This is a genomic window from Rhodococcus sp. 852002-51564_SCH6189132-a, assembly GCF_001665495.1.
GTDB lineage: Bacteria > Actinomycetota > Actinomycetes > Mycobacteriales > Mycobacteriaceae > Rhodococcus > Rhodococcus pyridinivorans.
Map to the genome: position 1 here is coordinate 1 of NZ_LZMJ01000005.1, position 26,446 is coordinate 26,446.

28 protein-coding genes and 2 pseudogenes are annotated in these 26,446 nt (G+C 66.5%); 20 read left to right on the forward strand and 10 right to left on the reverse strand.

The genetic code is table 11. The features are described from left to right. The first annotated feature begins 978 nt into the window (after positions 1-978). The 7 genes and pseudogenes from A5767_RS01050 to A5767_RS01075 all read left to right on the forward strand — a co-directional run bounded on the left by A5767_RS01050 (position 979) and on the right by A5767_RS01075 (position 4,854). Positions 979-1,197 carry a hypothetical protein gene (locus A5767_RS01050; RefSeq protein WP_006550812.1) on the forward strand — a complete coding sequence of 73 codons (219 nt, stop codon included), beginning with the start codon at positions 979-981 and terminating at the stop codon, positions 1,195-1,197. 8 nt (positions 1,198-1,205) lie between these two features. Further along, positions 1,206-1,358 (forward strand): hypothetical protein, encoded by a 153-nt coding sequence (locus A5767_RS22890; protein WP_156665104.1) that lies wholly within the window; start codon positions 1,206-1,208, stop codon positions 1,356-1,358. Between the two features lie 261 nt (positions 1,359-1,619). Continuing rightward, positions 1,620-1,961, forward strand: coding sequence for a lipopolysaccharide assembly protein LapA domain-containing protein (locus A5767_RS23555; protein WP_231913087.1), 342 nt, complete (start codon positions 1,620-1,622; stop codon positions 1,959-1,961). A gap of 51 nt (positions 1,962-2,012) precedes the next feature. Further along, on the forward strand, positions 2,013-2,624 hold the full coding sequence (locus tag A5767_RS01060) for a hypothetical protein (RefSeq protein ID WP_064851449.1): 612 nt from the start codon (positions 2,013-2,015) through the stop codon (positions 2,622-2,624). 285 nt (positions 2,625-2,909) lie between these two features. Then, positions 2,910-3,413, forward strand: a pseudogene (locus A5767_RS01065) (IS1634 family transposase); the annotation flags it as partial. A gap of 261 nt (positions 3,414-3,674) precedes the next feature. Further along, the gene (locus tag A5767_RS01070; protein WP_064851450.1) at positions 3,675-4,409 is read left to right on the forward strand and encodes a WD40 repeat domain-containing protein; all 735 of its coding nucleotides are present in this window, start codon (positions 3,675-3,677) and stop codon (positions 4,407-4,409) included. 121 nt (positions 4,410-4,530) lie between these two features. Further along, the gene (locus tag A5767_RS01075; RefSeq protein WP_064851451.1) at positions 4,531-4,854 is read left to right on the forward strand and encodes a hypothetical protein; all 324 of its coding nucleotides are present in this window, start codon (positions 4,531-4,533) and stop codon (positions 4,852-4,854) included. Positions 4,855-4,936: 82 nt separating this feature from the next. Here A5767_RS01075 and A5767_RS01080 read toward each other — a convergent pair whose 3' ends face one another. Genes A5767_RS01080 through A5767_RS01090 form a run of 3 tightly spaced genes read right to left on the reverse strand, consistent with a single transcriptional unit; the run spans position 4,937 to position 7,271 of the window. Next, positions 4,937-5,317 carry a DUF2752 domain-containing protein gene (locus A5767_RS01080; protein ID WP_006550806.1) on the reverse strand — a complete coding sequence of 127 codons (381 nt, stop codon included), beginning with the start codon at positions 5,315-5,317 and terminating at the stop codon, positions 4,937-4,939. Positions 5,318-5,343: 26 nt separating this feature from the next. Continuing rightward, the gene (locus tag A5767_RS01085; RefSeq protein ID WP_064851452.1) at positions 5,344-5,931 is read right to left on the reverse strand and encodes a GNAT family N-acetyltransferase; all 588 of its coding nucleotides are present in this window, start codon (positions 5,929-5,931) and stop codon (positions 5,344-5,346) included. Further along, positions 5,928-7,271: a glycosyltransferase 87 family protein gene (locus tag A5767_RS01090; protein ID WP_064851453.1), complete on the reverse strand. Its 1,344-nt coding sequence runs from the start codon at positions 7,269-7,271 to the stop codon at positions 5,928-5,930. The genes A5767_RS01085 and A5767_RS01090 overlap by 4 nt, the downstream gene beginning before the upstream one ends. A gap of 154 nt (positions 7,272-7,425) precedes the next feature. On the opposite strand from A5767_RS01090, the gene rpsF reads away from it, so the two are divergent. The 7 genes and pseudogenes from rpsF to A5767_RS01125 all read left to right on the forward strand — a co-directional run bounded on the left by rpsF (position 7,426) and on the right by A5767_RS01125 (position 13,676). Further along, on the forward strand, positions 7,426-7,713 hold the full coding sequence (rpsF, locus tag A5767_RS01095) for a 30S ribosomal protein S6 (protein WP_006550802.1): 288 nt from the start codon (positions 7,426-7,428) through the stop codon (positions 7,711-7,713). Between the two features lie 64 nt (positions 7,714-7,777). Further along, positions 7,778-8,296 (forward strand): single-stranded DNA-binding protein, encoded by a 519-nt coding sequence (locus A5767_RS01100; RefSeq protein ID WP_006550801.1) that lies wholly within the window; start codon positions 7,778-7,780, stop codon positions 8,294-8,296. 41 nt (positions 8,297-8,337) lie between these two features. Next, on the forward strand, positions 8,338-8,580 hold the full coding sequence (gene rpsR, locus A5767_RS01105) for a 30S ribosomal protein S18 (protein ID WP_006550800.1): 243 nt from the start codon (positions 8,338-8,340) through the stop codon (positions 8,578-8,580). Positions 8,581-8,597: 17 nt separating this feature from the next. After that, positions 8,598-9,053, forward strand: a complete 456-nt coding sequence (rplI, locus tag A5767_RS01110; RefSeq protein WP_006550799.1) for a 50S ribosomal protein L9 — start codon at positions 8,598-8,600, stop codon at positions 9,051-9,053. Positions 9,054-9,522: 469 nt separating this feature from the next. Then, the gene (dnaB, locus tag A5767_RS01115) at positions 9,523-12,747 is read left to right on the forward strand and encodes a replicative DNA helicase (RefSeq protein WP_082937552.1); all 3,225 of its coding nucleotides are present in this window, start codon (positions 9,523-9,525) and stop codon (positions 12,745-12,747) included. Between the two features lie 83 nt (positions 12,748-12,830). Then, a pseudogene (locus tag A5767_RS01120) lies at positions 12,831-13,022 on the forward strand (metalloregulator ArsR/SmtB family transcription factor); the annotation flags it as partial. Positions 13,023-13,070: 48 nt separating this feature from the next. After that, a complete protein-coding gene (locus A5767_RS01125) occupies positions 13,071-13,676 on the forward strand; it encodes a phosphoribosylanthranilate isomerase (protein WP_064851455.1) in 606 nt (201 codons plus the stop codon). A 24-nt stretch (positions 13,677-13,700) separates the two neighbouring features. On the opposite strand, the gene A5767_RS01130 is transcribed toward A5767_RS01125, so the two are convergent. From A5767_RS01130 to A5767_RS01140, 3 genes are all read right to left on the reverse strand, one after another. Then, positions 13,701-14,651, reverse strand: a complete 951-nt coding sequence (locus tag A5767_RS01130; RefSeq protein ID WP_170318487.1) for a DUF808 domain-containing protein — start codon at positions 14,649-14,651, stop codon at positions 13,701-13,703. A 283-nt stretch (positions 14,652-14,934) separates the two neighbouring features. Beyond that, complete coding sequence (gene arsB, locus A5767_RS01135; protein ID WP_064851456.1) at positions 14,935-16,014, reverse strand: ACR3 family arsenite efflux transporter; 1,080 nt, start codon at positions 16,012-16,014, stop codon at positions 14,935-14,937. Then, positions 16,011-16,370 carry an ArsR/SmtB family transcription factor gene (locus A5767_RS01140; RefSeq protein WP_064256789.1) on the reverse strand — a complete coding sequence of 120 codons (360 nt, stop codon included), beginning with the start codon at positions 16,368-16,370 and terminating at the stop codon, positions 16,011-16,013. The genes arsB and A5767_RS01140 overlap by 4 nt, the downstream gene beginning before the upstream one ends. 81 nt (positions 16,371-16,451) lie before the next feature. On the opposite strand from A5767_RS01140, the gene A5767_RS01145 reads away from it, so the two are divergent. Together A5767_RS01145 and A5767_RS01150 are read left to right on the forward strand one after the other, a co-directional pair. Then, entirely contained in the window at positions 16,452-17,210 is a 759-nt protein-coding gene (locus A5767_RS01145; RefSeq protein ID WP_064851457.1) for an IclR family transcriptional regulator, read from the forward strand. Positions 17,211-17,313: 103 nt separating this feature from the next. Beyond that, positions 17,314-18,510, forward strand: coding sequence for a 4-hydroxybenzoate 3-monooxygenase (locus tag A5767_RS01150; protein WP_064851458.1), 1,197 nt, complete (start codon positions 17,314-17,316; stop codon positions 18,508-18,510). A 3-nt stretch (positions 18,511-18,513) separates the two neighbouring features. Here the strand turns inward: A5767_RS01150 and A5767_RS01155 are convergent, their stop codons facing one another. Together A5767_RS01155 and A5767_RS01160 are read right to left on the reverse strand one after the other, a co-directional pair. After that, positions 18,514-19,731, reverse strand: a complete 1,218-nt coding sequence (locus A5767_RS01155) for an alpha/beta hydrolase (RefSeq protein ID WP_064851459.1) — start codon at positions 19,729-19,731, stop codon at positions 18,514-18,516. A 134-nt stretch (positions 19,732-19,865) separates the two neighbouring features. Further along, complete coding sequence (locus A5767_RS01160) at positions 19,866-20,855, reverse strand: bile acid:sodium symporter family protein (protein WP_050993543.1); 990 nt, start codon at positions 20,853-20,855, stop codon at positions 19,866-19,868. Between the two features lie 84 nt (positions 20,856-20,939). Here A5767_RS01160 and A5767_RS01165 point away from each other — a divergent pair, with 84 nt between their 5' ends. Together A5767_RS01165 and A5767_RS01170 are read left to right on the forward strand one after the other, a co-directional pair. Then, on the forward strand, positions 20,940-21,797 hold the full coding sequence (locus tag A5767_RS01165) for a LysR family transcriptional regulator (RefSeq protein WP_033097578.1): 858 nt from the start codon (positions 20,940-20,942) through the stop codon (positions 21,795-21,797). Positions 21,798-21,867: 70 nt separating this feature from the next. Continuing rightward, positions 21,868-22,362, forward strand: a complete 495-nt coding sequence (locus A5767_RS01170) for a hemerythrin domain-containing protein (RefSeq protein WP_006550785.1) — start codon at positions 21,868-21,870, stop codon at positions 22,360-22,362. On the opposite strand, the gene A5767_RS01175 is transcribed toward A5767_RS01170, so the two are convergent. After that, on the reverse strand, positions 22,355-23,038 hold the full coding sequence (locus A5767_RS01175; RefSeq protein WP_006550784.1) for a hypothetical protein: 684 nt from the start codon (positions 23,036-23,038) through the stop codon (positions 22,355-22,357). The genes A5767_RS01170 and A5767_RS01175 overlap by 8 nt on opposite strands. Positions 23,039-23,123: 85 nt before the next feature. Between A5767_RS01175 and A5767_RS01180 the strand changes: the two genes are divergently transcribed. Together A5767_RS01180 and A5767_RS01185 are read left to right on the forward strand one after the other, a co-directional pair. Then, the gene (locus A5767_RS01180; RefSeq protein ID WP_024102450.1) at positions 23,124-24,398 is read left to right on the forward strand and encodes a glutaminase; all 1,275 of its coding nucleotides are present in this window, start codon (positions 23,124-23,126) and stop codon (positions 24,396-24,398) included. Positions 24,399-24,606: 208 nt separating this feature from the next. Then, complete coding sequence (locus A5767_RS01185; RefSeq protein ID WP_006550782.1) at positions 24,607-25,479, forward strand: alpha/beta fold hydrolase; 873 nt, start codon at positions 24,607-24,609, stop codon at positions 25,477-25,479. Between the two features lie 301 nt (positions 25,480-25,780). Here A5767_RS01185 and A5767_RS01190 read toward each other — a convergent pair whose 3' ends face one another. Continuing rightward, positions 25,781-26,254 (reverse strand): hypothetical protein, encoded by a 474-nt coding sequence (locus A5767_RS01190; RefSeq protein ID WP_064851460.1) that lies wholly within the window; start codon positions 26,252-26,254, stop codon positions 25,781-25,783. Between the last annotated feature and the right edge of the window lie 192 nt (positions 26,255-26,446).

Sequence of the window (26,446 nt, forward strand, 5' to 3'; positions counted from 1 at the left end):
CCTCGGCGTCGACGACGCCGTGCTCGGCGCCGGCACGCTCGTGCTGACCGCAAGCACGGTCGCGTTCGGTCTCACCGGCGCGGCGGGACGCAAACTCTACATCCGGGCCGGAGCAGGACGAGGCGATCGCGTGCAACCGACCCCTGATAGGGACCGGAGGTAGACGGCAATGACGTGGTTACTCAGTGCGCTCGGCGCAGGGGGAACCCCCCGGCACTCATCGCAGGGGCGTTGCGGGACATCTATGCAACGTTGTGGCATCCCCACGGGCTGGGCACGCTGAGCCGCTGGGTGTGCCGAATCATCTGGTCGATCGCCGGGAGGATCTGCCGGCACGGCCTGCATCACCAAACCCCTCGACTTCGATCAGTTCGCCGACGTGATCCGCAAGATCGACAACTCTTTCTTGCATGTGGTGCGGCTACCCGGCCACCCTCCCACACCCAGCACGCTCTGAGTCCGAGCGGCCGGCGCAGAGTTGAGATCACCGCGACGCTCGCCTTCCGGCTCGTCGAACGTGGCGGCGGACGGGACGAGGCGAACCAGGCCGCTGCCTGGGCTGAGGTCACCGCGATCGCCGCTACGCGCACACCCTTTCTGCCTGCGGCCTCGAGGAGCGTGACCGGTAGCCCTGTCGTGAGAGGGACGGATCATTCCGGGCACGAATTGACCCGGACCGCACCGAGTGATTGCAATCGCATAACCATCAACCCACATCCTCTCTCCTGCCTTGGCGCGCCTCCACCGCGTTACTAGGGTGGACCGTAGAAACGAAAGCGCAAGATCCACCGCCGATTTCACGATGCACTATAGATCGCAACAGTTGCTTCGCCGCAACGAACAGCGTATCGGAGGGCGCACCCGCCGGGTAACGCCGATCGGATCGAGCACCCAGTCCCGCACACAGCACACATCGGGTTGGGACGGCGGACCGAGCACCGTGCGCGATGCCGCCGCTTTCGTGGACAGGAGCACACGATGCGAACCAGAAGCCGTCTATCCGGCCTGCTCAGCCTCCTGATACTGATCTGGTTGATCATCGGCGCCGTCGCCGCAGGACAACGCGGATACTACGGTGACGCCTCGACCAACTGCGCCAGCGTCGGCACCATCGCCGTAACCATCGTGGCCGGACCCCTGAACTACATGGGAATCAACCCGACCGTGGACTGCGAGTATCCGCAACCCACCAGCTGAGCAGGATCATGAACTCGCACTTCTTTCTCCCCCGGACCGTGACCACCGAATGGATCAAGCTGCACCTGGACCGCATGTACGCGCCGACCTCAGCAGACCGGCCCGAGCGCGACATCCCGGTCGGCGACACACGACCGAACACCTCCACCGAACCGCACTGAACTCGCCTCGGACAGCGCGTGGCGCCCATGCCGAGCACCCCTCGAGATCTCGACCCCTCACACTGCCCCGCAGCAGTGATGTCACATCGCCCCGTGCGGCCCATGTAAAGCATGCTGAGGAACATCGATGAATCCCTACTATCCCCTCGCTGTCGCCATCTACCTCCTTGTGGCCGTGTGGCAAGGCACCCTCGGCACATTCTGACCACCCACGGGATCGCCCTGGTGCCTGCTCCGGACCGATGAAGGGAGAAACCGATTATGCGTACCCACAACTCACACCCCGGTAGGCGTTCCGGTGACGCCGACCCCACCCCCACCGGGTCCGCAGACCACACCGCACCCGCAGCTGGAGCGGTCGAACCGACCCGCACCGGCCGGATGCTGGTGGCACTGACCATAGGAGCGGTGGTCACCGTCGCGCTGCTGGTGTTCATCCTGCAGAACACCGAACGCACCGCCATTGCCTTCTTCGGCTGGGATTTCACCCTGCCGCTGGGCGTGGCGCTACTGTTCGCAGCTCTGGCGGGACTGCTGATCGCCGCGGTGATCGGCGGCGCCCGGATCTGGCAGCTGCGCCACGCCTACCGCAAAGCACCGTGATCGGCGAGCGCCCGAATTACGCCCGACCGATCACAACGAAAAGGAGACCCTGTGAAACCTCCGCCATACCGTCGCCTACCCACCCACCGCATCTCGACCGTCCACCGTCGCGCCTGGTCGCTCATCGTTCTCATCTTGACAGCGCCCCTGCTCGTCGCATGCGGGGCAGGGCAGATCACCCAGACCAACACTCAACAGGCGGCCATCAACGGCACCAACGCCGAACTCGGCGACCTGCTGCTGCGCAATGTGTACTTCGAGGCCGAGCCCACCGATCCCGCCGTCCCCCGATACGGCCAGGTCACCCTGGCCTTCACCGTCATCAACCAGTCCTCCACGACCGACCGGCTCGTCTCGATCGACTCCCCCGCCGGAGAGTTGACACTCGAGGCCTCCGATCAGGCACGCGAACTGCTGCCCGGCAGTTCCCTGGCCGCCGGAGAACCCATCGAACAACTCCGACCGACCGCGGCACCGGATCGGCCTCTGACAGTGCGCGGCCGATTCCCCGCCGAAGCGATCCGACCCGGCCTGACCCACCCGGTGACCTTCACCTTCGAACGAGCCGGCACGGTGACCTTCGAGGTGCCCTTCGACGCCTGGACCCCGAACGAACCGCTGCCCACCGAGCGGCCGCTCCCACCCCTGCCGGCGAGCCCTTGATATCTCGACGTCTCTGCACGACAGGAATTCTCAACCATTCTCACACCGATGCGGCCCTGCCCTTCGCGGTGTACGCGCTCGATGACCCGGTCCGTGTGGTCATCGACGTCGCCCCCTGATTCAGGAACGCACCCAGGAATCCCGGCACAGCGACAACTGCCTCGACCCACCGGCACGACCCACCCCGGCATCGGCCGAGCGGAGTTCTCAGCCCGAGCACCGACCATCGGGTTCGTAGGCGAACATGAACATGCACATCCGGGCCACGCCCGTTGTCGGCGGCCGGCCCAGGAAGCCCGCACCCGGGCCGTAGTCGACGGGGACGCCGCGCCGAAGTCCACACGGTTTGTGACAGTCACCGCGAAGGGCCGGCGGCTGGACACTGCCTCGCTCGAACGCGCCAGGATGCTCGTCGGCCTGAAAGGCTACGTCACCAACCTTCCTGTCTCCCTGATGGATCCGAGCGAGATCATCGGCAAGTATCACGAGTTGTGGCATGTCGAACAGTCGTTCCGGATGTCGAAGACGGATCTGCGGGCCCGGCCGATCTTCCACCGCACCCGCGATGCGATCGAGGCGCACCTGACGGTGGTGTTCGTGGCATTGGCGGTCTCCCGGGTGGTGCAGGAACGCAGCGGTCTCGCGATCGTCAAGGTTGTCAAACTGCTGCGTCCGCTGCGGTCGGCGACCATCGCGATCAACGGCACCCGACACATCTTCCCACCGCAGGTCGACGCCGACCTACAAGGACTGCTCGACCGGATTTCGGGGTCCTCACTCACGCACTAACGAAAGGAGCCAGCTCGGGCGGCGGAGGACGGTCGAATGGTTTGCCGCTGTGGGACATCGCCGATACCGGTGCGGCGGTGGAACTGCCGTCCCTGAGCCCATCCGTCGAGGATCGGTTCAGCGGTGCCGCGGCACTGTCGAAGACCGGATCACTCGCTGCAGCAGGAACATCCGGGGGGTCCGTGCACCTGTGGATCTGGCGGACCCTGCAGCGCCGCAGTTCGCCGGGACAACCGAGGGCGTCGTCACGGTGTCGTCGGAGTGGTCGAGTTCGCTCCCGACCGACCCGTCGTGGCGGTAACGGCGACGGGGAACGCGAAAGTCGCGATCGTCGGCGCCTCCGATCTCGCTGCTCCGCGTGTCGTCGGCACCTTCGAAGCCGACAACTATCCGTACATGCTGTCGTGGCATCCCACTGCCGACATCGTGGCTGTAGCGAGTGCCGGCGGTCTCGTCGAACTGTGGGATCTTTCCGATCCCACCGACCCGACTCGGATCTCCGAGTCGTCCGGATTCGAGAGTCAGGCGCAGACGGTCGCGTTCGGTGGCGACGGAACGATCCTGGCCGCGGCGAGCACCGACCGCAGTGTGCGCCTGTGGGATGTCGCGGACCCTGCCGTCCCACGCGAACTGGCGCGGATCACCGGGCGGGCGGACGCGGTGTACTCGCTGCGCTTCTCCCCCGGCGGGGATCGTCTCACGGCCGGCGTCGGCGACGGGGCGGCGTGGATCTGGGACGTCACCCGACCGGACTCCCACACCACCCACGCGGTGCTCACCGCCTACGGAAGCCGGGTCTACGACGCCACCTTCACGCACGACGGAGCGGTGCTCGTCGGAGGTGGTCCCGACCGTTCCGTACGGCTGTGGCAACTCGACCCCGAGCCCGTCGCGGCGACATTGTGTTCCACCGTCGGCACTCCGGTGACCGAGGACGAATGGGAACGGCACCTGCCGGGTGTTCCCTTCCGGCCGCCGTGCGGCGACACGGCGTGAATCGGAATGGCCGGAAGATGTTCCGACCGAGACAGATTCATCCGATAGCAGGATACGCACAGGCCTCGCGGTGTGGGAACGTCCTGGTGGGGGATTCAACGCATCGATCATCGGAGGAAGCATGTCTCGTATTCGCAGGTCGGGTCTGCGCGCGGTTCTGACGGCGGTCACGGTGGCGGCGGTCGCATTCGGTGCGCCCGTTACCGCTTCGGCCGCTCCCACCGGCAGCGCCGACAGCAACGATCTGCCCGGCAGCGTGTCCGAACTGCCCGGCAGCGTGGTGGATCTGGGTGGACAGGCGATCGATCTGGGCAGTGCGATCCTGGGCAACGGATCATCGCTGCCGACGACCCAGCAGTGCAACCAGTCGCGGCAGTCGGGAGGGGAAGGTGTCACCGGCACCTACCACGAGTTGGGTCGCAGTGGTGAATGTGCCGGCAGGTAGCGCATCCTCGATTCTCGTCCGAGTGACCGGGGATCCCGGGACGGACTGGGACTACCTGGTCAACTGCCCGATCCTCTGACGGTCAGATCCGTAGGGCGGTGAACGGCGCGACCGGGATGTTGCGCACGACGAACCACATCGCCGTCAGGATCAGCACGAGGTGCGGGGGCCACCGGTATCGCGTCCACCGCGGCATCGGTGTGCCCCGCGCCCTGCTCCACGTCCACAGACCGAAGGACACGGTGAGCACGGCCAGCGCGACGAGACCGAGGGCGTTGTAGTGCAATGCTGCCGGCACGTCGAGATGGACGAGCGAATACAACATCCGCGACGAACCGCAGCCGGGACACAGGATTCCGAACAGTGAGTAGGTGGGGCACGGCGGAATGACCCCGCCCGGCGTGGTCGGGTCGGCCCACGCCACCGCGGCGCACACCGCGACCGCACCCACGGCGATCGCCATGGGGGCTGCGAGCGCGCGCCTCGTCCTCATCGCACCGTGCGCTCCTCGAGCCGGGCGCGTACCCCGGGCCACTCGTCGTCGGTGAGGGAGAACAGCGCGGTGGTCCGCCAGCTGCCGTCGCGGCGCCTGCGGTGCTTGCGGAGCAGGCCCTCCTCGGTGGCGCCGAGCCGGCGCAGGGCGTCGCGCGAACGGGTGTTGCGTTCGTCGGCGTGCCAGGTCACGCGCACGGCCCCGAGGTCGTCGAAGGCGCGCTGCAGCAGAAGCAGTTTCGACTCGCTGTTCACGTGGGTCCGCTGCACCCGGGTCGACAGCCAGGTGTAGCCGATCACCAGTGTGCGGTGGGCCGGTTCGAGGAGGTAGTAGGACGTCGACCCCAGCACCTCGCCGGTCGCCCTGTCGACGATTGCGTAGGACAGCCGGGACGGATCGGCCACGGCCTCGCGCACGAACGTGCGCGCGTCGTCGAGGTCGCGGATCACAAGGTGTGCCCAGGCGAAGATCGTGTCGGGATCGTCGGCGGCCTTCAGTAGACCTTCGACGTGCGCGTCGGCGAGGGGCTCGAGTCGGATACGAGGGCCCTCGAGGACGGGATGTTCCATCCAGTTGTCGTTCATTGCGCTCTCCCGGTCGTCGTCGGACGGCGAGCGTAGCCCGTCCGTTCCGTCTGCTGCCACGGAGTTCTGGGCGGGACGCGCAGGAAGACGAAGAACAGCACGACCAGCAGGACCGCGCGTCCCCACACTCCGATGTGGACGAGCGTGAGCGGCAGGGCCATGTCCGTTTCGCCGGCGGTCGCGGCGAACCACCGGAAGATGCCGATGCCGATGGCGAGATCGGCGAGCAGATAGGCGGCGACGAGACCCCATGGCACGCGCAGCAGAATCAACATCGGCAGCAGCCACAACGTGTACTGCGGTGAGTGCACCTTGTGGAAGAGCATGAACCCGCACAGCATCGCGGCCCCGGTACCGAGCCACGGATAGACGCCGTCGCGGAGGTATCGGCGCCATCCGAGCCACAGGGCGAGCGCGAACGACAGCGCGATCAGCGTCGGCGACAACTGGGCCACCAGCTCGTTGTACTGGGGGGTGTTCTCGTATTCCTGGTAGCCGCCCATCAGCGGCCGCAGACCCCAGTACCAGATGGAGTTGCTGGTCCCGTCCGCTTCCCGGTTCTGCTGGAAGGCGAACGACGCCCGCCAGCCCTCGTAGCCGAGGATCGCGAAGGGCAGGTTGATCGCGGCGACCGTCGCTGCCGCCGTGCCCGCGACGGCGAGGGCGCCGGGGACGTCCCGCTTCCGATCGGGTGAGCTTCCGCCGGTGAGGGCATAGGCCATGAGCGGCAGAACGAAGATGCCCGGATAGAGCTTGAGGCAGAAGCCCACGCCCAGCAGCACTGCCGCGACCACTCCGCGAGTCCGCAGCGGCCAGCGTTCGATCGTCAGCACCGCGACGGCGGTGACGGTGACCGCCACGACCGGCAGGTCCCAGTTGAGGAAGGCGTAGAGCACGAGCGGCGGCGTGAGCGACCACAACAGCGCGGCCCATCCGGCCATCCGGGCGAGCAACCACGCGGTGACCAGCCCGAAGGGGGCGAGCAACAACGCCGACTGCAGGAGGAACTCCGCATCGGTGTGGGCACCGATGGCCCCGATCCACATGAGCACCCCGCTGAGCACGGGGTACTCGACGGTGCCCCCGGTCAGCGCTCCCGACGAGGTGATGCCCCCGTCGACGAAGGGGAAGACGTGGAGGTTGATGCCGCGGCCGATCCACAACTGCTGGATGTCGGAATAGCAGACGTCGGCGTCCTTGATGTCCTCGAACCGCAGCGTGCGGCCCTCGGCGTCGAAGGTGGGGCCGGCGCACCGGGCCTTGTTCAGGTAGCCGAACCACATCATCACCGCGCACGTCAGGACGGCGACGAGCGAGACGGTCCCGGAGCTCGTGCGCATGTTCTCACCCTAGGACAAATCCCCTGCCCGCGACGGTCGGCGATTTCGCTGGTCGCCGGGCCGTCGTGTACCCTTCATGGGTTGCTGACGCAACGACCCTCCTGTCACGGAACGTCCGTGACCGTTCACAGTCCATAGGAGGTGATGAGGTCTTATGCGTCATTACGAATTGATGATCATCCTGGACCCCAGCCTGGACGAGCGCACTGTCGCTCCCTCGCTGGAGACGTTCCTCAACGTCATTCGCCAGGAAGGCGGCAAGGTCGACAAGGTCGACGTGTGGGGTAAGCGCCGTCTCGCCTACGAGATCGCCAAGAACAGCGAAGGCATCTACGCGGTGATCGACATCAGCGCGACGCCTGCTGCCGTTGCAGAGCTGGATCGCCAGCTCGGCCTGAACGAGTCGGTGCTCCGCACCAAGGTTCTGCGCCACGGCAAGTGAGCCTGTCGGCGCCGGGCCGTAGGCTCTGGCGCATCAGGACTCCCCACACTGCAGGAGGAACCACATGGCAGGCGACACCGTCATCACCGTGGTCGGCAATCTGACCGCCGACCCCGAACTGCGTTTCACCCCCGCGGGTGCTGCGGTTGCGAACTTCACCGTTGCATCCACGCCCCGCGTGTTCGACCGTCAGTCCAACGAATGGAAGGACGGCGAGGCTCTGTTCCTGCGCTGCAACATCTGGCGTGAGGCAGCGGAGAACGTGGCCGAGAGCTTGACTCGCGGCTCGCGTGTGATCGTGCAGGGCCGGCTCAAGCAGCGCAGCTACGAGACGCGTGAAGGCGAGAAGCGCACTGTCGTGGAGCTCGAGGTCGACGAGATCGGCCCCTCGCTCCGTTACGCCACGGCCAAGGTCACCAAGGCCGGTCGCGGTGGCGGTGGCGGAGGCTTCGGTGGTTCCTCCGGTGGATCGGGCGGTGGCCGTCCCGCTCAGAACACGAACGTCGGCGGAGACGACCCGTGGGGCGACGCCCCGCAGTCGGGTTCCTTCGGTGGTTCCGGGGACGACGAGCCTCCGTTCTGATCCGACCTCGATCGGAACATCCAAAATTACGGAGAACGACCATGCCTAAGTCGCCCGCGCGCGAGAAGGTTTTGAAGAAGAAGGTCTGCACCTTCTGCAAGGAAAAGAACGTGCAGATCGATTACAAGGACACGACGCTGCTGCGCAAGTACGTCAGCGATCGCGGCAAGATCCGCGCTCGCCGCGTCACCGGCAACTGCGTGCAGCACCAGCGCGACGTCGCTGTTGCTGTCAAGAACTCTCGTGAGGTGGCTCTGCTCCCTTACGTCTCGACGACTCGCTGAGGAAAGGGAGGGACACGATGAAGCTCATCCTTACTGCTGACGTGGACAACCTCGGTGCGCCTGGCGACACCGTTGAGGTCAAGGACGGCTACGGCCGCAACTACCTGCTGCCCCGCGGCCTGGCGATCGTCGCCACCCGTGGTGCCCAGAAGCAGGTCGAGGGCATCCGCCGTGCCCAGGAGGCTCGCGCCGTGCGCGGCCTCGAGCACGCTCAGGAGCTCAAGGCCGCCATCGAGGGCCTCGAGGACGTTTCGCTGAGCGTCAAGACCTCGAGCGACTCGGGCAAGCTGTTCGGCTCGGTCACCGCTGCCGATGTCGCCGGTGCTCTCAAGGCTGCCGGTGGCCCGGTTGTCGACAAGCGCATCATCGAGCTGCCCAAGGCCCACATCAAGGCGACCGGCAAGCACCAGATCGTCGTGAAGCTGCACCCGGATGTCACCGCGAAGTTCACGCTGAACGTCGTGGCTGCCTGATTCCGGCCCCTCGAGGAGCCCCGCGCCTGGTCGGCGTGGGGCTCCTCGTCGTCTGTGCACAGCCTGTGGATAAACCGGGGGGTAAACCACACCGTTGTGACTCCTCGGAATGTCGTTCGGGGAACGAATGGGTGAACACGCCCGGCCCTCCGACACGCCGAAATTCTTCTTCTCCACACGTGTGAACAGACATTTTTCTGCTCCTAACTGCAGTTATGAGAGATGTGAGATGTGTTGTCCCCAGGTTGTGCACATCCGGTACACAAGGCTGTCCTCCTCTTTCCACAATTCATCCCCAACTGTGTGCACAACCCGAGTTGTGGAGGGTCATCCGGATCCCTAACGTCGGGCGCACGACTCCACACACAGGATGTCGGTAGGGGCGAGTAGAACCGGACACGAAACCCCGGGTACCGACACCGGGAGTGCGTGCAGGTATCCGCCGGAGCACAGCGCGCCGGACGGGGACATGTGGAGGAAGGCAGGCACTGCAGTGGCCGTCGTTGACGATCGTGGAAATCCCGAATATTCGGGACCTCCCGAGGAACCGAGTGGAGACTTCGGTCGACAGCCCCCTCAGGATCTCGTGGCCGAGCAGTCCGTGCTCGGTGGCATGCTGCTGAGCAAGGACGCCATCGCCGACGTCCTCGAAGTGCTGAGACCCGGCGACTTCTACCGTCCGGCCCACCAGGCCGTGTACGACGCGATCCTCGATCTCTACAGCCGTGGCGAACCCGCCGACCCGGTCACCGTGTCGGCCGAGCTCGACCGGCGCGGCGAACTCAAGCGTCTCGGCGGAGCCGCCTATCTCGTCACGCTCACCCAGACCGTCCCCACCGCGGCCAATGCCGGCTACTACGCCGAGATCGTCGCCGAGAAGGCCGTCCTGCGTCGTCTCGTCGAGGCGGGCACGCGCATCGTCCAGTACGGCTACGCCGGCGCCGACGGCCAGGACGTCGCCGAGATCGTCGACCGCGCGCAGGCGGAGGTCTTCGAGGTCGCCGAACGACGCACCACCGAAGACTTCGTGCCGCTCGAAGAACTCCTGCAGCCCACGATGGACGAGATCGACTCCATCGCCAGCCGCGGCGGTATCTCCCTCGGCGTGCCCACCGGCTTCGCCGAACTCGACGAGCTCACCAACGGGCTGCATGCCGGCCAGATGATCATCGTCGCCGCGCGTCCCGGTGTGGGTAAGGCCCTCGCGCTCGACACTCCCCTGCCCACCCCCACCGGCTGGACCACGATGGGCGAGGTCGGTGTGGGCGACGAACTCCTCGGCGCCGACGGCCGCCCCGTCCGCGTCCTCGCCGCCACCGAGGTCATGCACGGCCGGCCGTGCTTCGACGTCGTGTTCTCCGACGGCACCGTGATCGTCGCCGACGAGCAGCACCAGTGGCGCACCGGCGACGGCGCGATCCGCACCACGGGCGAACTCGCCGCCACCGCCGACGCCGGGCACACCGTCGCGAACACCGAGGCACTGTCGTTCCCGGCAACAGAGCTGCCCGTCTCCCCCTTCACGCTCGGTGCGTGGCTCGGCGGCCCGTCGTCCGATCCCGAACTGCACATGCGTATCGACGGCGAAGGTGGTTTCACGAGCGCCCTCGTCGCGCTCGGCGCCCACATCCCCGCCGAATACCAGCGGGCATCCGAACCGCAGCGTCGCGAACTCCTCGCGGGTCTGCTCGACGCCGGTGGAGAGATCGACGACGACGGCACCATCCGGTTCGTCGGCTCGTCCGAGCGTCTGGCGCAGGGCGTCGCCGAACTCCTGTCGGGCCTCGGTTACGCGCCGGTGCTCGACGGCACCGAGATCTCCTTCACCACCGACGACGACGTCTTCGTCCTGCCCAGCAAGGCCGTGCGGCACAAGGAATGCCGCGCCACCATGCCGCGCGAGCGCCGCATCGTCGCCGTCCGCCCGGTTCCCTCGGTCCCGGTGCGGTGCGTCGAGGTCGACGGCGACCACATGTACCTCGCGGGTCGCGCGATGGTGCCCACACACAACTCCACGCTGAGCATGGACTTCATGCGGTCGTGCTCCATCAAGCACGGCATGGCGTCGGTCATCTTCTCGCTCGAGATGGGCAAGACCGAGATCGTCATGCGTCTGCTGTCCGCGGAGGCGAAGATCAAGCTCGGCGACATGCGATCCGGACGCATGACCGACGACGACTGGACGCGTCTCGCCCGCCGCATGAGCGAGATCAGCGAAGCGCCGTTGTTCATCGACGACTCACCGAACCTCACGATGATGGAGATCCGCGCAAAAGCGCGGCGGCTCAAGCAGAAACACGACATCCGTCTCATCGTCATCGACTACCTGCAGCTCATGTCGTCCGGCAAGAAGGTCGAGTCGCGTCAGCAGGAGGTCTCCGAATTCTCGCGTAGCCTCAAGCTTCTCGCGAAGGAACTCGAGGTTCCGGTCGTCGCGGTGTGTCAGCTCAACCGTGGTCCCGAGCAGCGCACCGACAAGCGGCCGCAGGTCTCCGACCTCCGTGAGTCGGGCTGCCTGCCGGCGTCCACGCGCATCATGCGCGCCGACACCGGCGCCGAAGTCACGCTCGGCGAGCTGCTCGAGTCGGGTGAACAGCCCCTCGTGTGGTCGCTCGACGAACGCATGCGGATGGTCGTCCGGCCGATGGTGAAGGTCTTCCCCAGCGGCCGTAAGGAAGTCTTCCGGTTGGAGCTGGCCTCGGGGCGTCGTGTCGAAGCCACCGCGAACCATCCCTTCCTCACCATCGACGGCTGGATGCCGTTGGGCGAGTTGGTCGCCGGTGAGCGTGTCGCAGTGCCGCGTGCGGTGCCCGCACCCCTCGACGTGATACCCGCATCCGACGACGAGGTGGCCGTTCTCGCGGACACTGCCGTGGCCGGCCGACTGATCCCCACCCGCGCGTTCTCGCTCCCCAAGGAGCAGGTCGCCGAGCTCGTCTGCCACATCTGGGAAGACAGCGGTGAGGTCGCATGGGACGCAGGCGCTGCCCGCGCCGTCGTCCGCTACCGGTCGGCGGAGCGTCGTCTGGCCGACGACCTCGCGCGCCTGCTCCTGCGCATCGGCGTGTTCGCGCGGATCACCGATGCCGTCGAGGGCTGGGACCTCACTGTCACCGGGGCGGAGAACCAGGCGGTCTTCCTCCACGACGTGGGCAAGCACGGAACCGCGGCGCAGTGGGTCCTGGCGCAGCTCGGACCGAAGCTCGTCAAGCACAGCCCCGACACCGTCACCCCCGAGATCGAAGCCGAGCTCGGCGAATTGCTCGCCGTCGAACAGCTCGCTCCGATCGGACCGGTCGCGTCCGCCACCCCGCGCACCACCGAGGGTGCACGCTCGCGGCTCGCCCGGGTCGCCGATGTCCTCGACACGGCCGACATCGACATGGTCGCCACCAACAACGTGTTCTGGGACGAGATCGTCTCCGTCACGAGTCTCGGCGAGCAGGACGTCTACGACGGAACGGTGCCCGGCACACACAATTTCGTCGCCGACGGCATCGCGGTGCACAACAGCCTCGAGCAGGACGCCGACATGGTCATCCTGCTGCACCGCCCCGATGCCTTCGAGCGCGACGACCCGCGTGGTGGCGAGGCCGACCTCATCGTCGGGAAGCACCGTAACGGCCCGACCGCGACCATCACCGTTGCCCACCAGCTGCACCTGTCGCGGTTCGTGGACATGGCGCGAGGTTGATACGAGTCGTCGCCCCGCCCGGCGGCGTAGCAACCGGTCGTGCCCATCTCCTCGTCGGCGAACAGGCCCGACTCGGTCGATCGGGCGAAGTGTGCACCTGCGATCTCGCCGCCGGTGTGGATCTGGCTGAATCCACGGTGAGTCATCACCTCGGACAACTGCGCAAGGCGGGCATGGTCGAATCCGAGCGACGCGGGATGAACGTCTATCACCGTGCCCGCGCCGAGTCCCTCGAGGCGCTCAGGGTCGTCCTGGATCCGAACTGCTGCCGCTGACGGTCGCACACATATCCTCGAGGTGGAGAAGCGGCGAGGAAGGTAGTGATGACGTTCATCAAGATGTGCGGACTGCAGGACGAGGCGACGGTCGATCTCGCCGTCGAACTGGGCGTCGACGCGGTCGGTTTCGTTCTCGTGAAGAGCCCTCGTCGCATCTCCCCCGAGCGGGCCGCGACGCTCCGCACCCGTGTGCCGGCGGGAACACTCGCCGTCGGCGTCTATGTGAATGCGTCCCTCGACGAGATCATCGCGACGGCCCGGGCCGCGAATCTCGATCACGTCCAGGTGCACGACCTGCGGTCGCCCGACGACGTGCGCGTGCTGCACGACGCGGGATTCACGGTGATCCGCGCGATCAACACCGGAGGAGCCGAGGCGCTGTCGGAGGACTTCGGCGCCGACCTGTTGCTCGTCGACGGCGCAGTCGCCGGTGCCGGGAAGACATGGGACTGGCAGGACCGCAGTGCCTTGCCGTCCGGCCGGTGGGTCCTTGCGGGCGGGCTGAACCCCGACAACGTCGAGAGGGCACTTTCCACGTCCGGGGCGTGGGGTGTCGACGTCTCCAGCGGCATCGAGGCCGAACGCGGCGTCAAGGATCCGGGTCTCATGCGGGCGTTCGCGCAGGCGGTCCGGAGAAACGCCCCTGAGTGACCCGTCCGGGGGGATCCGGCGGCGTCAGTGCGCGGCGTCGGCCTTCTTCCGCCGCGGGATCAGGTGCATGATCAGCACGACGATCGCACCCACGATCAGGCCCACCAGAGCGGATGTCACGGTCCCCGCGGTCCACGACAGCACGCCGCCGAATCCGCCGTGCACGAGCTCGCCGAACCAGTGCTCGAGGTCGTGCAGACGATCGGCAGGCCAATGGAATCCGGCCTCGCCGACATTGACGAGCAGGATGTGCCCACCGACCCACAGCATGGCGGCGATCCCGACCACGGTGAGAACGGTCATCAGCTTCGGCATCGCCTTCACGAGACCGCGACCGACGCGCTGAGCGAAAGTGGACTTCCGTTTCGCGAGCGCCAGGCCGACGTCGTCCATCTTCACGATCAGGGCGACCACGCCGTACACCAGGACGGTGATGAGGACGGCGACGACGATGAGGACGAGCAGGCGAGTCAGGAAGGGTTCGTCCTCGACCGAGGCCAGCGAGATCACCATGATCTCGGCGGACAGGATCAGGTCGGTGCGGATCGCGCCGCCGATCATGGCCTTCTCGAACTCGGGGCCCTTCTCCGCTGCGGTGGCCTCTTTTTCGTGGTGGCCGCCGGTGAGCGCTTCGTAGACCTTCTCGGCGCCCTCGTAGCAGAGGAACAGACCGCCGGCGATGAGCAGATACGGCAGGGCCTGCGGGAGGAACTGACTCAGGATCATCGCGACCGGCAGGATGATCAGAAGCTTGTTGCGGATCGACCCGATCGCGATCTTGCGGATGATCGGCAGTTCGCGATCGGGGGTGAACCCGTGCACGTAGCGGGGGGTGACGGCCGTGTCGTCGACGACCACGCCCGCTGCCTTGACGCTCGCCCTGCCGGCTGCGGCGCCGATGTCGTCTATGGATGCCGCGGCTGCCTTCGCAAGTACCGCGACGTCGTCCAGAAGGGCGACGAGACCACCAGCCACGGGAACCTCCCACAGTTCGGCTGCACCGAGCCGATCGACCGACACGCGATTACGAGTCGTCTCAGAACGCTACCGGACCTGCGATGACGTGCAACGCGGTGTCCGGAGCAGGTCGGGGACGACGTGCGTCCACACCGAGCGTCCTACACGGGCGCCCGGCGTGACAGACCTGTGGGTACCCAGCGGATGTGGTTGCCGAACTCGATCATGCCGACGATGTCAGCTCGGCGATCAGAGCCTCGACCTTCGTCCGGATCTCGTCACGGATCGGACGGAACGGCGGTCACGACGCACCTCCCGCGCGTGCGGCGAAGCGTGTGCGCAGCGCCAGAGCGACGTACACGAGTGCGACGAGGACGGGCACTTCGATGAGGGGGCCGACGACTCCCGCCAGTGCCTGTCCGGACGCGACCCCGAACGTGCCGATCGCGACGGCGATGGCGAGTTCGAAGTTGTTGCCCGCGGCGGTGAAGGCGAGTGTGGTGGTGCGTTCGTAGCCGAGTCCTACTGCAGCGCCGAACAGATACCCGCTCCCCCACATGATCGCGAAGTACGCCAGCAGGGGCAGCGCGATGCGTACGACGTCGAGTGGCCGCGAGGTGATCTGGTCGCCCTGCAGCGCGAACAGGACCACGATGGTGAACAGCAGTCCGTACAGCGCCCACGGTCCGATGCGCGGCAGGAAGGTCTGCTCGTACCAGCTGCGGCCCTTCGCCTTCTCACCGAATCGACGAGTGAGGAAACCGGCGACGAGCGGGATCCCGAGGAAGATCAGCACGGATTTCGCGATCTCCCACGGGGAGACGTCGAGACCGGTCTGCTCGAGGCCGAGCCATCCGGGCAGCACCGACAGGTAGAACCAGCCGAGAGCGGCGAACATGATCACCTGGAAGACCGAGTTGATCGCGACCAGCACGGCTGCGGCTTCCCGGTCGCCGCACGCGAGGTCGTTCCAGATGATCACCATTGCGATGCAGCGCGCGAGGCCGACGATGATCAGACCCGTGCGGTATTCGGGCAGATCCGGCAACATCAGCCACGCGAGCGCGAACATCAGTGCAGGACCGACGATCCAGTTGAGGATCAGCGACGAGATCAACAGGGTGCGGTCGCCGGTGACCGTGTCGAGACGGTCGTAGCGCACCTTCGCCAGTACCGGGTACATCATGATCAGCAGACCGAGGGCGATCGGCAGCGAGATCCCGTCGACCTCGATGAAACCCAGGGCTTCTCCGAGTCCGGGAATCATGCGGCCGAGCAGCAGGCCGACGACGATGGCGGTGCCGATCCACACGGGAAGGAAGCGGTCGAGTGTCGACATCCTGCCCATCACGGGAGTGTCCACCGCAGTTCGCTCACTCATGCAGGTACCTCGGTCGACTCGATCCCGAGCACATCGGAGAGTTGCCGTAGCGCGACCGGAACCACCCAGTAGTACACCCAGGTGCCACGACGCTCGCACTCGAGCAGGCCTGCCTCGCGCAGAACTCTGAGGTGGTGCGAGATCGTCGGTTGGGACAGATCGAACGATCCCGAGATGTCGCACACGCACGCCTCACCGCCGGCATGGCTCGCGACGAGCGACAGCATCCGCAGACGCACCGGATCGCCGAGGGCCTTGAACATCCGGGCGAGGTCGGCGGCGCGATCGTCCGTCAGGGGTTGGCGCACGAGCGGAGAACAGCAGGCGTCGTCACCCGCGAGATCTTGATTCGACACACGTCTATATTGACGGATGTCGAATCTACGGACGGATCCGGATGGTAAAACTGCCCGGATCGGACACGGAACAATGGCGGCATGGCCAACTCGCCGTCCGGTGACTCGATGCTCGACCGCGTCGTCCGCATCCTCGAGTCGTTCGACGACACCCAACCCCGCCTGACGGTCGGGAGTCTCGCCCGCAGGTCCGGCATCCCGCAGGCCACGACCTACCGGCTCGTCGGCGAGCTGGTGCAACACGGTCTGCTCACCCGGGACGACGACGGCCGGGTACGGCTCGGTCTGCGCCTGTGGGAACTCGTCGCGCGCAGTGCACCCGCGCGCGATCTGCGGGAGGCGGCGCTGCCCTTCCTACAGGACGTGCAGTCGGTGGTGCACCAGCACACCCAGCTCGCGGTCCTGCAGGACGACGAGGTCCTCGTCCTCGAACGGCTGTCGGCGTCCGATTCGGTGGTCAACCAGGCCTCGGTCGCCCGTCGGCTCCCCGTCCACGACACGTCGCTGGGCATGTCGATGCTCGCGTTCTCACCTGCGGAGGTGCAGGAAACCTATAGGCGACGACATCCCGAGGTGGAGAAGCGTTTTGCTGCGACAACGAGAGATTTCCGTCGCGCGCTCGCGGAGGTCCGCCGGCGGGGTTATGCGCGCTTCGACGGTGTGCTCGACGAGGGCGCCACAGGCATCGCGGTGCCCGTCCTCGCGCGGTCGGGTCATGCCCTGGCGGCGCTCGGCGTAGTGGTGCCCACCGGTGCGTCCCGGCAACAGGCCGTCGTGCCCGTCCTCATGGCCGCTGCCCGCGGCATCGCGCGCGGAGTCGGCGAGCGTCCCCCGGACTGACCCGATCGTTTTCTCATTGAACGAGAAGTCAGCGTATGCGGTGGGAGAGGCGCACGACACTCGACGGGACGCGAATCGGATACGCGCAGCAAAGGACGAACACATGAATGCAACCCGCACGGTCGTCACCACCGAAGTCGGCATCGTCGGCGGCGGCCCAGCAGGTCTCATGCTCTCCCACCTCCTCGCGAAGGCGGGGATCGACAACATCGTCGTCGAAAAACGTGATCACGAGACCATCCGGACCACCCACCGTGCGGGGATCCTCGAGCACGGCTCGGTGTCGCTGCTCACCGAGAGCGGAGTCGACACCCGTGTCCTGAACGAAGGGCACCGCCACGACGGCATCGATCTGCGCTTCGGAGGTGAGAGCCACCGCATCGATTTCCGGGACCTCGTGGGTGAGTCGGTGTGGTTGTATCCGCAGAACGAGGTCTTCGTCGATCTGGCCGCCTCGCGCGAACGCGACGGTGGCGATGTGCGCTACAGCGTCTGCGACACAGAGGTTCTCGACATCACCACCGACATACCGAAAATCCGGTTCGCCGAATCCGACGGCAGGCCGGTCGAGATCCGGTGCCGCATCCTCGTCGGAGCCGACGGATCACAGAGCATCTGCCGCAAGGCGATTCCCGGCGACGTCCGCGCCGACCACTTCATCGAGTACCCCTTCGCATGGTTCGGGATCCTCACCGAAGCTCCACCGAGTGCACCCGAATTGATCTATGCGCGTTCCGATCACGGATTCGCCCTCATCAGTCAACGCAACGAGTCGGTGCAGCGGATGTACTTCCAGTGCGATCCGTCCGAGGACGCGTCGACGTGGAGCGAGGACCGGATCTGGGACGAGCTTCAGAGGCGTGTCGACGGCCCCGACGGTTTCGAACTGAAGCGCGGCCCCATCTTCGAGCAGATGGTCCTGCCGTTCCGCTCGTACGTGTGCGAACCGATGCGGCACGGAAACCTCTTCCTGGCAGGCGATGCCGGCCACACCGTTCCGCCGACCGGTGCCAAGGGACTCAACCTCGCCCTGGCCGACGTCCGGGTGCTCTTCCGCGCGCTCGACTCGTTCTTCTCCACCGGCTCGTCCGACCTGCTCGACGCCTACAGCGACACGGCGCTGCAGCGCGTGTGGAAGGCGCAGAACTTCTCGTACTGGATGACCTCGATGCTTCACACCCGTGAGGACGCAACGCCATTCGAGAACAAACGGGCACTGGGCGAACTCGCCGCGGTCGTCGGCTCCCGGTACGGACAGCAGTATCTCGCGGAGGCGTACACGGGCCGGCCCGACCGCTGATCGTCAGGGCGTGCGGGCCAGGAGCTCGTCGAGCCGATCGAGAACCCGCCTGTTGAGGAGGGTGCGGTTGCCCATCTCGCAATGCCTACCCGCACCCTCGGCCTCGGTGAACGGGATGAGAGTCACCGTGTCGCCGAGCCGATCTCCGAATGTTCCCGCACCGCGTGCGAGGGCATCGCTCTCGGCGGCGGTCACCACGACAGGGCACGAGATACGCTCGCCTACCTCGTCGAGTGTGTACTCGTTCATCTCCGCGAACAGTTCCCGGATGTCCGAGGCGCCGTTGACCCAGAATCCGCGGGCGATGATCTTCCAGCGTAGTGACGGATCCGACTGCACCGCAGCCATGATCGTGTCGGCGTCCTGTGCGCTCATCGAGAGAGGATCGTCGAGGACCTCGGGGGAGAGGCCGAATGCTGCCCCGAGGGCCCGGGTGCCGGCCGCGACGCTCCACTGACCGGGATCGGCGACCACCGCGGCCAGACGATGCTCACCGGATGCTGCGCGCGGCGCGAGATACCCACCGAGACTCCATCCGCTCAGGACGATGCGTTCAGGGTCGACGATGGGGGAGGCCGTCGCATGATCGATCACCGCGCGCACGACCACTTCCCAGTCCGGACGCATCGGCATCTTCTGCTTGTAGAGCATCTCGCCCTGGCCCGGTCCGTCGAACAGGAGACAGTGGTAGCCGCGTCGCAGCGCTGCCACGGCCGATGCGAAGTACATGTCGGTGATCGTGGCGTCGTATCCGTTGGTGAAGACGATGAGCGGCCGCACGCTGTTCTCGTGGCCGGGTGCGGGAATCAGGTAGCCCGGAAGCGTGGTGTCCTCGAACGGAATCCTGGCAGCCTTGACGGGTGTGTCCCCGATCGCCAGCCCGGCGTCGAAGGCCGCGACCTGCTTGTCGAAGGCGGCGATCAGACGTGGGTCGACGGGAGATCCGTACAGCGGGTGGTACGCGGTCGCGTAGTAGGCGCTCGCCCGCAGGAACAGCTCGCGTGCCGAGTCGTCGTGCCCGGCGGTCGCGCAGGACTCCGCTTCGGCGACGAGACGGTCCCCGGTCTCGACCCACGCCCGATAGAAGTCCCCGTCGTCACCGTCGCCCACCTGCCGGGCCACTGCGGCGATCTCGCCGAAGTCGGCGCCGCCGTAGGGGATGTAGGCCAGCGGCCAGGTTCCGAACTCGTCGTGCAGATGATCGTGGAACAGCAGACCCATGTCGGTGCTCCTTCGAGCCGAGGTTCGCGAATCGGGGTTCTCCCTGCACGGTGACGGCACGATGACGTCACCGCTACCGGAATCAGCGGATTTCACCCTCGGTTTCGTCTAACAGGAGCTTCGGTTTCGCTCTCCTATACGGCTACGAGCCCATCCGGTGCCTTCTTCGCCAGGCGTCCGGCGAGGGCCGCGCACACCAGGAGCTGCATCTGGTGGAACAGCATGAGCGGCAGCACGATCAGGCCGATGGGCTGGCCGGGGAACAGCACGATCGCCATGGGCAGACCGGTGGCGAGGGACTTCGTGGAGCCGCAGAAGAGGATCGCGACACGGTCCTGATATTCGAAACCGAGTCCGCGCGACGAGTACCAGGTGAGCGCGAGCACGATCGCGAGCAGCACCGCGCACACCCCGACGAGGGCGAGCAGGCGGCCGACCGAGATCATCGACCAGATACCCTCGTTCATGCCGCGGCTGAACGCCACGTACACGACCAGCATGATCGATCCGCGGTCGACGAGTTTGAGCGGCTTGCCGTGGGCCTTCACCCAGCCGCCGATCCAGCGCCGCAGGAGCTGACCTGCGACGAACGGCACGAGCAACATCAGCACGATGTCGAGCACGGCCGACCCGCTGAAGGTGACGCCCTGGGTGGACATCGTCAGCGCGACCAGCAGTGGAGTCGCGAAGATTCCGATGAGACTCGAGGCGCTGGCCGAGACGATCGAGCCGGGGATGTTGCCGCGCGCCACCGAGACGAGCGCGATGGCGGACTGCACCGTGGACGGCAGCAGGCACAGGTACAGGACGCCGAGATAGAGCGGGTCGCTCAGGATCGACGGCACGAGCACCTTGGCGGCCAGGCCGAGCAGCGGGAAGACGACGAAGGTCGTGGCGAGGATCGTCAGGTGCAGACGCCAGTGCTCGAGACCCTCGATGGTCTCCTGCGTGGACAAGCGCGCGCCGTACAGGAAGAACAGCAGCCCGATGGCGATCTTGGCGGCCCAGTTCACGCCGTCGAGTACGACCCCGTCGGCGGGCAGCAGAGCAGCGACGGCGACGGTGGCGAGGATGGCGAGCAGGAACGGGTCGAGCCGTCCGAGCACGGGGATCTTGGAGAGCACGAATCGACGGTACGGCAGCCGGATGTCATTACAGAAGACGGTCGCCACGTTTTCTGTAATCGCGATTCGTGATGAAATGGGGTGGTGTTCGATCCGGTGCACCTACGGAGCTTCCTGGCCGTCGAGCGGGAGCGCGGCTTCACCGCGGCCGCCCAGCGGCTCGGCCTGCGGCAGTCGACGGTCAGTCAGCACGTCGCGCGACTCGAGAAGGAGATCGGGCGCCGCCTGTTCGTACGCGACACGCACAACGTCGAGCTCACGGCGGACGGCGCCGACATGGTCGCCTTCGCCCGCGAGATCCTCGATCGCCACGATGCCGCCCGCAGGCACTTCTCGGAGTCGCCGCTCAGCGGCCGGCTGCGTTTCGGGGTCTCCGAGGACCTGGTGCTCTACGAGCTGCCGTCGATCCTCGCCGAGTTCCGGCGTAGTCATCCCCGCATCGATCTCGAACTCACGGTGGATCTGAGCGAGGATCTGCAGCGCCGTCTCGACGACAACGAGCTCGATCTGGTCTTCGGCAAGCGTCGACCGGGCAGCCGCCACGGTGAAATGATCTTCAGCGAGCGTCTCGTCTTCCTGTCCGCCCCCGATTACGTCCTCGATCCGGACGAGCCGACACCGCTGGTGTCCTATCCGTCGCCGGCCCTGACCCGCGACATCGCGCTCGAGGTCCTCCAGCGCAGTGGGCGCGGTGTCCGCGTTGCGTGCACGACCGACAGTCTCAACGGTCTGCGCGCTGCAGCGCTCGCGGGACTGGGCGTGGTGCTGCACGCCGAGCGGCTTCCACCACCCGGTCTCGTCCCGGTGCGCGATCCCCAACGATTGCTTCCCGGTGCGGGTGAGATCGAGTTCGTGCTCATGGCGCGTCGTTCCGTACTCAACGGCCCGGAGGCGGCACTGCGGGCGGCCATCCTCGCGAATGCGGATCGTGTGCGCGTGTGACGGTGTCGCGGACGGGTATTCCTGTGCCACGCCCGCTGGGGGCGGCAATGTTCACGCCGCAGGAGGAACCGTGTCCACAGACGCGATCGTGTTGCTGAAGGAAGACCACAAGGAGATCAAGAAACTCTTCCGCGACTTCCGGAAGGCCGAGGGGGAGAAGGAGAAGGGCAAGATCGTCGACAAGATCATCGAAGCCCTCACCGTGCACACCTATCTCGAGAACGAGTGCATGTACCCCGAGGTGCGTTCCCTGCTCCCCGATCTCGAGGACGACATTCTCGAATCGTACGAGGAGCACCACGTCGCCGACGTGCTCGTCATCGAACTGGCCGGGATGAAGCCCGACGCAGAGCGTTTCGACGCGAAGACGACGGTCCTCATCGAGAACGTCGAGCATCACATCGACGAGGAGGAGGACGAGTGGTTCCCCAAGGTGCGCGAGGCGCTCGGCCGTAAGCAGTTGCAGGACATCGGTGCCCGCATGCTCGAGATGAAGGAGGGCGCCCCGCGGTCACCGGCGCAGCCGTCCGCGCTGAAGAAGACGATCGACGCGGTGATCAGCTGACGGTGTGCTGCGGCCGGGCGAGGAAGGCGCCTCGTCCGGCCCGGCTCGCCCGGTAGGCGTCGCGTCGCGTCTCGACGAGCCATCCCGGCCACGGATCGACGAATCCGGGGCAGTGGACGGTCGGATCGAATGACGGCTGCTCCGAATCCTTCTCGGGTAGGTGGCGAGTCAGCGTCAGACGTCCCGCCGCTTCCAGAGGCCCGCGGGCGGAACCCACCAGGAGAGAGAACTCGAGCGGTATCTCGAGTGCCTGCACGGAGGTCGTCGAGGACGGTTGTCGTCCGCGCGGAACGGCGGTGATCCACCGCGGCGCGGGGTCGCTGTCGGTCCGATAGGCCATGAGCGTGCTGTAGCGGGCACTCGACCACGAACGGGCCGGCAGCAGCGCCACCCGGGCCGGCAGATGAGCCGATGCGAGCAGGACGTCCCACGGGCCGGTCTTCGTGGCGAAGCGCACCGCGAGACCGAGCACGTCCGGCATGCCGTCCGGTGTGCCGATGGCCCGCGACACCCGGGCGACGACAGGAGTAGGGCGGGGAATCTGCCGCGGCCACCAGGACGACTCGAGTTCGGCAACCCCTTCGAAGGTCGCACCGCGCGGGTGGAACACGCGCGCTCCGCGCAGCGCGGATCCCACTCGGAACGGCACTGACAGCGCCGACGACAGAGCAGTCATGGGGATGGCATACCCGCGATCCGCCGGTTCAATCGCCTTCGTCACTCCTCACCCCGGCAGCGTCCGATTCGGTCACGATGAATACATGCGTTCACCGTTGCCGGATTATCTGACCGAAGTGCTCCGAGGATGCGCCGACAGTTCGGGCGCCCTCGCCGACTACATCCCGGAACTGGCGAGGGCCGACCCGGACCGGTTCGCCCTCACCCTCGTGACCGCCGAAGGTGCGGTGTACTCCGTGGGCGACGACCACACCGAGTTCACGATCCAGTCGATCTCGAAGCCCTTCGTCTACGGTCTTGCGCTGCAACAGAGAGGCTTCGACGCCGTGCTCGACGTGATCGATGTCGAACCCTCCGGGGAGGCGTTCAACGAGGTCTCGCTCGAACGCAACACGGGCCGTCCGCTCAACCCGATGATCAATGCCGGTGCGCTCGCCGCACACGCCCTGGTGCTCGACGGACGGCAACCCGAGGCCTCGGTGGAGGACATCCGTTCTCTGCTGTCGTCCCTGGCCGGTCGCGAGCTGACGATCGACGAGAAGGTCGCGTCGTCGGAGCTCGAGAACTCCTACCGCAATGTCGCCATCGCCAATCTCCTTCGGGGGTACGAGGTTTTCGAGGACGATCCGGACGAGATCGTCGAGGGGTACATCCGGCAGTGTTCGGTGACGGTGACGACCAAGGATCTCGCGATGATGGCCGCGACGCTCGCGGCGGGCGGTGTGCAACCCGTGACGTGCGAGGAGATCTTCTCGCGGGACGTGGTGCGTCAGGTGCTGTCGGTGATGGCGACCTGTGGGATGTACGACGCGGCGGGGGACTGGCTCTCCACCGTCGGTATCCCCGCCAAGAGCGGCGTGTCCGGAGGAATCATAGGAATCCTACCGGGACAGTTGGGTATTGCCGCATACTCGCCGCGCCTCGACGACCACGGCACCAGCGTCCAGGGGGTCGCCGCCTTCGGTCGTCTCTCCCGCGACATGAACTTGCATCTGATGGACGCGCCGATGGTCGCACACTCGGTGTTACGCAGAAGACATGTCATCGGCGAGGGTGACGAGTCTCTCACCCTTCTCGAGTTGCAGGGCGACCTCCAGTTCACCAGTTCCGAGGGTCTCGTGACGGCCGTGGTCGACGAGCCTGTGGAGACGAAACGCCTGGTCTTCGACCTGTCCCTCGTCCGTACCATCCTGCCGGTCGGCCGAAGGATGTTGCTGGAGATGATCGGTCGGCTCCACCGGGACGGCGTGGAGGTCGTCGTGATCGACCCCGAAGGGCATCTGCCCGAACCCGACACCGGCTACGGCTTCCGACCGCAGGTTCACACCTCGTGGGAGGACCTGGAGGCGCAGGGGTGAAAGGGCATTCGGCACGAAAGTGACGTGAGGGACGGCTGTGAAGTTTTCCGGAACCACGGGTGGCGTCCACACCGAGCACTGGGCTACGGTGTCGTGCGGTGTGCCCGAGGTTGGTCGGCGAAAGACGCTCGTACCCCACGAAAGAAGATCCATTCATGCCGTTCCGTGAATCCCTCGTCGTCCCCGGAATCGTCCGGGTAGGAGGATGATGGCGTTGCTGACACGTTCGCCCTACCGCTGCCCCGGAGACGGCAGCGTGATCCACCACGCGTGCGCAGGACTGCTGACCTACTGGGAGCGTCCCGTCGAGGAGCACGTCGCCCGCACCTCGCTGGGTGACACCTACGTGCTCACCACGGGTCCTGCGACCGCACCGCCGATCGTGGTGCTCGCGGGTGGCGATCTCCCGGCGGCGGGGCTGCGTCTGCTCGCCGAGCAGTTCGGCGAGCGCCACCGGGTGGTGCTCGTGGATGTCCCGGGCCTTCCCGGTGCGAGCGCGGGCAGCCGGCCCGACAGCCGGATCCACAGCGTCTACGGCCACTGGCTCGTCGAGGTGCTCGATGCACTCGGCGTCGAGCGGATTCCCGTGATCGGTCTCGGCTGGTCGGCCTCCGTGGCCGCTGCGGTGGAGGATCTTGACCGGATCGAGAAGCTGGTGATCGCGGCGCCGCTGGGTCTCGTCCCGCGCGTCCGGTGGAACCGCGCCCTCATCCCCGGCCTGCAGTGGCGCAACGAGCCCAACTTCGAGAACACCGAGCGGTACCTTCGAGCACTCGCGGGATGCGACTACCGGCCCGACGAACAGACCCTGCGGTGGTCCTGCCGCGTCGGTGCGTATTGCACGTCGCTGACGAACATGCCCCGCATCGATCGGGCCGTGCTGCGCCGCTGGCGCGGGCGTCCGGTCGAGGTCGTCGTGGGAAGCAAGGACCCCCTCGTACAGGTGGACGCGCTGAACAAGCTGGCCGACGACATGGGTGCTCATTTCGTGGCGCTTCCCGAGGTGGGTCATCTCCTCGCGGTCGAGGCGCCGGCCGCTCTGGCGGCGACGGCCGCAGCCGCAGCGGTAACGGAGAACTGAGAACCGGGACTCGGAAGAATCCGGTCCCGGAGAGTGTAGGTCGAAAGTGGCGGTGCCGGGCTGCCCCCGACGGGCGTAGCTGTCAGTCCGGCATCGCCACTTCCGGTCACCCTCCCAGTGGAACCCGAAGGCTCGAGTACCCACACCAGGGCTGCGATAATCCCCGAATTATTACGTTTTGGTCACGGGGACGCCTACGACCGTACCACCTGAATGCTGTGTCGTTGCAGATGTGTGTATCGGCGCGTCACACATCCGCGATTACGGGGACGCGATCACATCACGCCACGGCTCTGTCGGATCACGCCACAGCCGGGCTCCAGTCGACCACCACCGACCGTGCTCCGATGTATTCCAGCAGGTCGCGGACCGGTCCGCCGAAGCGGAGCTGACGGGCGACCTCCAGTTCGTCGAGGTCGTCGCTCTCCGTGCCGACGAGGATCCCATCGATCATGCTGCGGGCCGCGGACACGACGAGCGTCTCTTCCTCGGCCACCCGGACCGGTACATCGTTCTCGCCCGCCACCGCGCCGACCGCCACGGCCACGTAGTCCCTGTCCTCGTCCGCGTCGTGATACGCGACCAGACGGCCATGCAGCACGGACTCGGGCAGGATGCGGTCGAGCGTTACGCCCGAGGGAACGCGCTCGTCCTCGGGACGGATGCTCGGGCCGGATGCGGCCGGTGTGGCCGGGGATGCCGTGGGCTGCGCGGCTGCGTACAGGGGTACGCGCCGAGACGTCCAGCCGAAGTAGGTTTCGCGTTGCGTATACATCGCACCTGCGCCTCCTCGATAGGACTTCGTCTCTACCTCCAGTGTGCTCCGGGCCACCGACACGTTTGTCGGTTCCGAAGGGAGGGGTCGTAGGAGCTAGGGTATGTCTGACAAATGCTTTGTCCAGGCGACGACGGCGTTCAGCACTACGGCAGCGCGGTAGACGGTCGCGAGTTTGTCATATCGCGTGGC

Excerpts from the sequence above, each read along its gene's own strand:
- A5767_RS01050 (WP_006550812.1), top strand. The coding sequence starts at position 979 with ATGCGAACCAGAAGCCGTCTATCCGGCCTGCTCAGCCTCCTGATACTG.
- A5767_RS22890 (WP_156665104.1), top strand. The coding sequence starts at position 1,206 with ATGAACTCGCACTTCTTTCTCCCCCGGACCGTGACCACCGAATGGATC.
- A5767_RS23555 (WP_231913087.1), top strand. The coding sequence starts at position 1,620 with ATGCGTACCCACAACTCACACCCCGGTAGGCGTTCCGGTGACGCCGAC.
- A5767_RS01075 (WP_064851451.1), top strand. The coding sequence starts at position 4,531 with ATGTCTCGTATTCGCAGGTCGGGTCTGCGCGCGGTTCTGACGGCGGTC.
- A5767_RS01080 (WP_006550806.1), bottom strand. The coding sequence starts at position 5,317 with ATGGCGATCGCCGTGGGTGCGGTCGCGGTGTGCGCCGCGGTGGCGTGG.
- A5767_RS01085 (WP_064851452.1), bottom strand. The coding sequence starts at position 5,931 with ATGAACGACAACTGGATGGAACATCCCGTCCTCGAGGGCCCTCGTATC.
- A5767_RS01090 (WP_064851453.1), bottom strand. The coding sequence starts at position 7,271 with ATGCGCACGAGCTCCGGGACCGTCTCGCTCGTCGCCGTCCTGACGTGC.
- rpsF (WP_006550802.1), top strand. The coding sequence starts at position 7,426 with ATGCGTCATTACGAATTGATGATCATCCTGGACCCCAGCCTGGACGAG.
- A5767_RS01100 (WP_006550801.1), top strand. The coding sequence starts at position 7,778 with ATGGCAGGCGACACCGTCATCACCGTGGTCGGCAATCTGACCGCCGAC.
- rpsR (WP_006550800.1), top strand. The coding sequence starts at position 8,338 with ATGCCTAAGTCGCCCGCGCGCGAGAAGGTTTTGAAGAAGAAGGTCTGC.
- rplI (WP_006550799.1), top strand. The coding sequence starts at position 8,598 with ATGAAGCTCATCCTTACTGCTGACGTGGACAACCTCGGTGCGCCTGGC.
- dnaB (WP_082937552.1), top strand. The coding sequence starts at position 9,523 with ATGTGGAGGAAGGCAGGCACTGCAGTGGCCGTCGTTGACGATCGTGGA.
- A5767_RS01125 (WP_064851455.1), top strand. The coding sequence starts at position 13,071 with ATGACGTTCATCAAGATGTGCGGACTGCAGGACGAGGCGACGGTCGAT.
- arsB (WP_064851456.1), bottom strand. The coding sequence starts at position 16,014 with ATGAGTGAGCGAACTGCGGTGGACACTCCCGTGATGGGCAGGATGTCG.
- A5767_RS01145 (WP_064851457.1), top strand. The coding sequence starts at position 16,452 with ATGGCCAACTCGCCGTCCGGTGACTCGATGCTCGACCGCGTCGTCCGC.
- A5767_RS01150 (WP_064851458.1), top strand. The coding sequence starts at position 17,314 with ATGAATGCAACCCGCACGGTCGTCACCACCGAAGTCGGCATCGTCGGC.
- A5767_RS01155 (WP_064851459.1), bottom strand. The coding sequence starts at position 19,731 with ATGGGTCTGCTGTTCCACGATCATCTGCACGACGAGTTCGGAACCTGG.
- A5767_RS01175 (WP_006550784.1), bottom strand. The coding sequence starts at position 23,038 with ATGACTGCTCTGTCGTCGGCGCTGTCAGTGCCGTTCCGAGTGGGATCC.
- A5767_RS01180 (WP_024102450.1), top strand. The coding sequence starts at position 23,124 with ATGCGTTCACCGTTGCCGGATTATCTGACCGAAGTGCTCCGAGGATGC.
- A5767_RS01185 (WP_006550782.1), top strand. The coding sequence starts at position 24,607 with ATGGCGTTGCTGACACGTTCGCCCTACCGCTGCCCCGGAGACGGCAGC.
- A5767_RS01190 (WP_064851460.1), bottom strand. The coding sequence starts at position 26,254 with ATGTATACGCAACGCGAAACCTACTTCGGCTGGACGTCTCGGCGCGTA.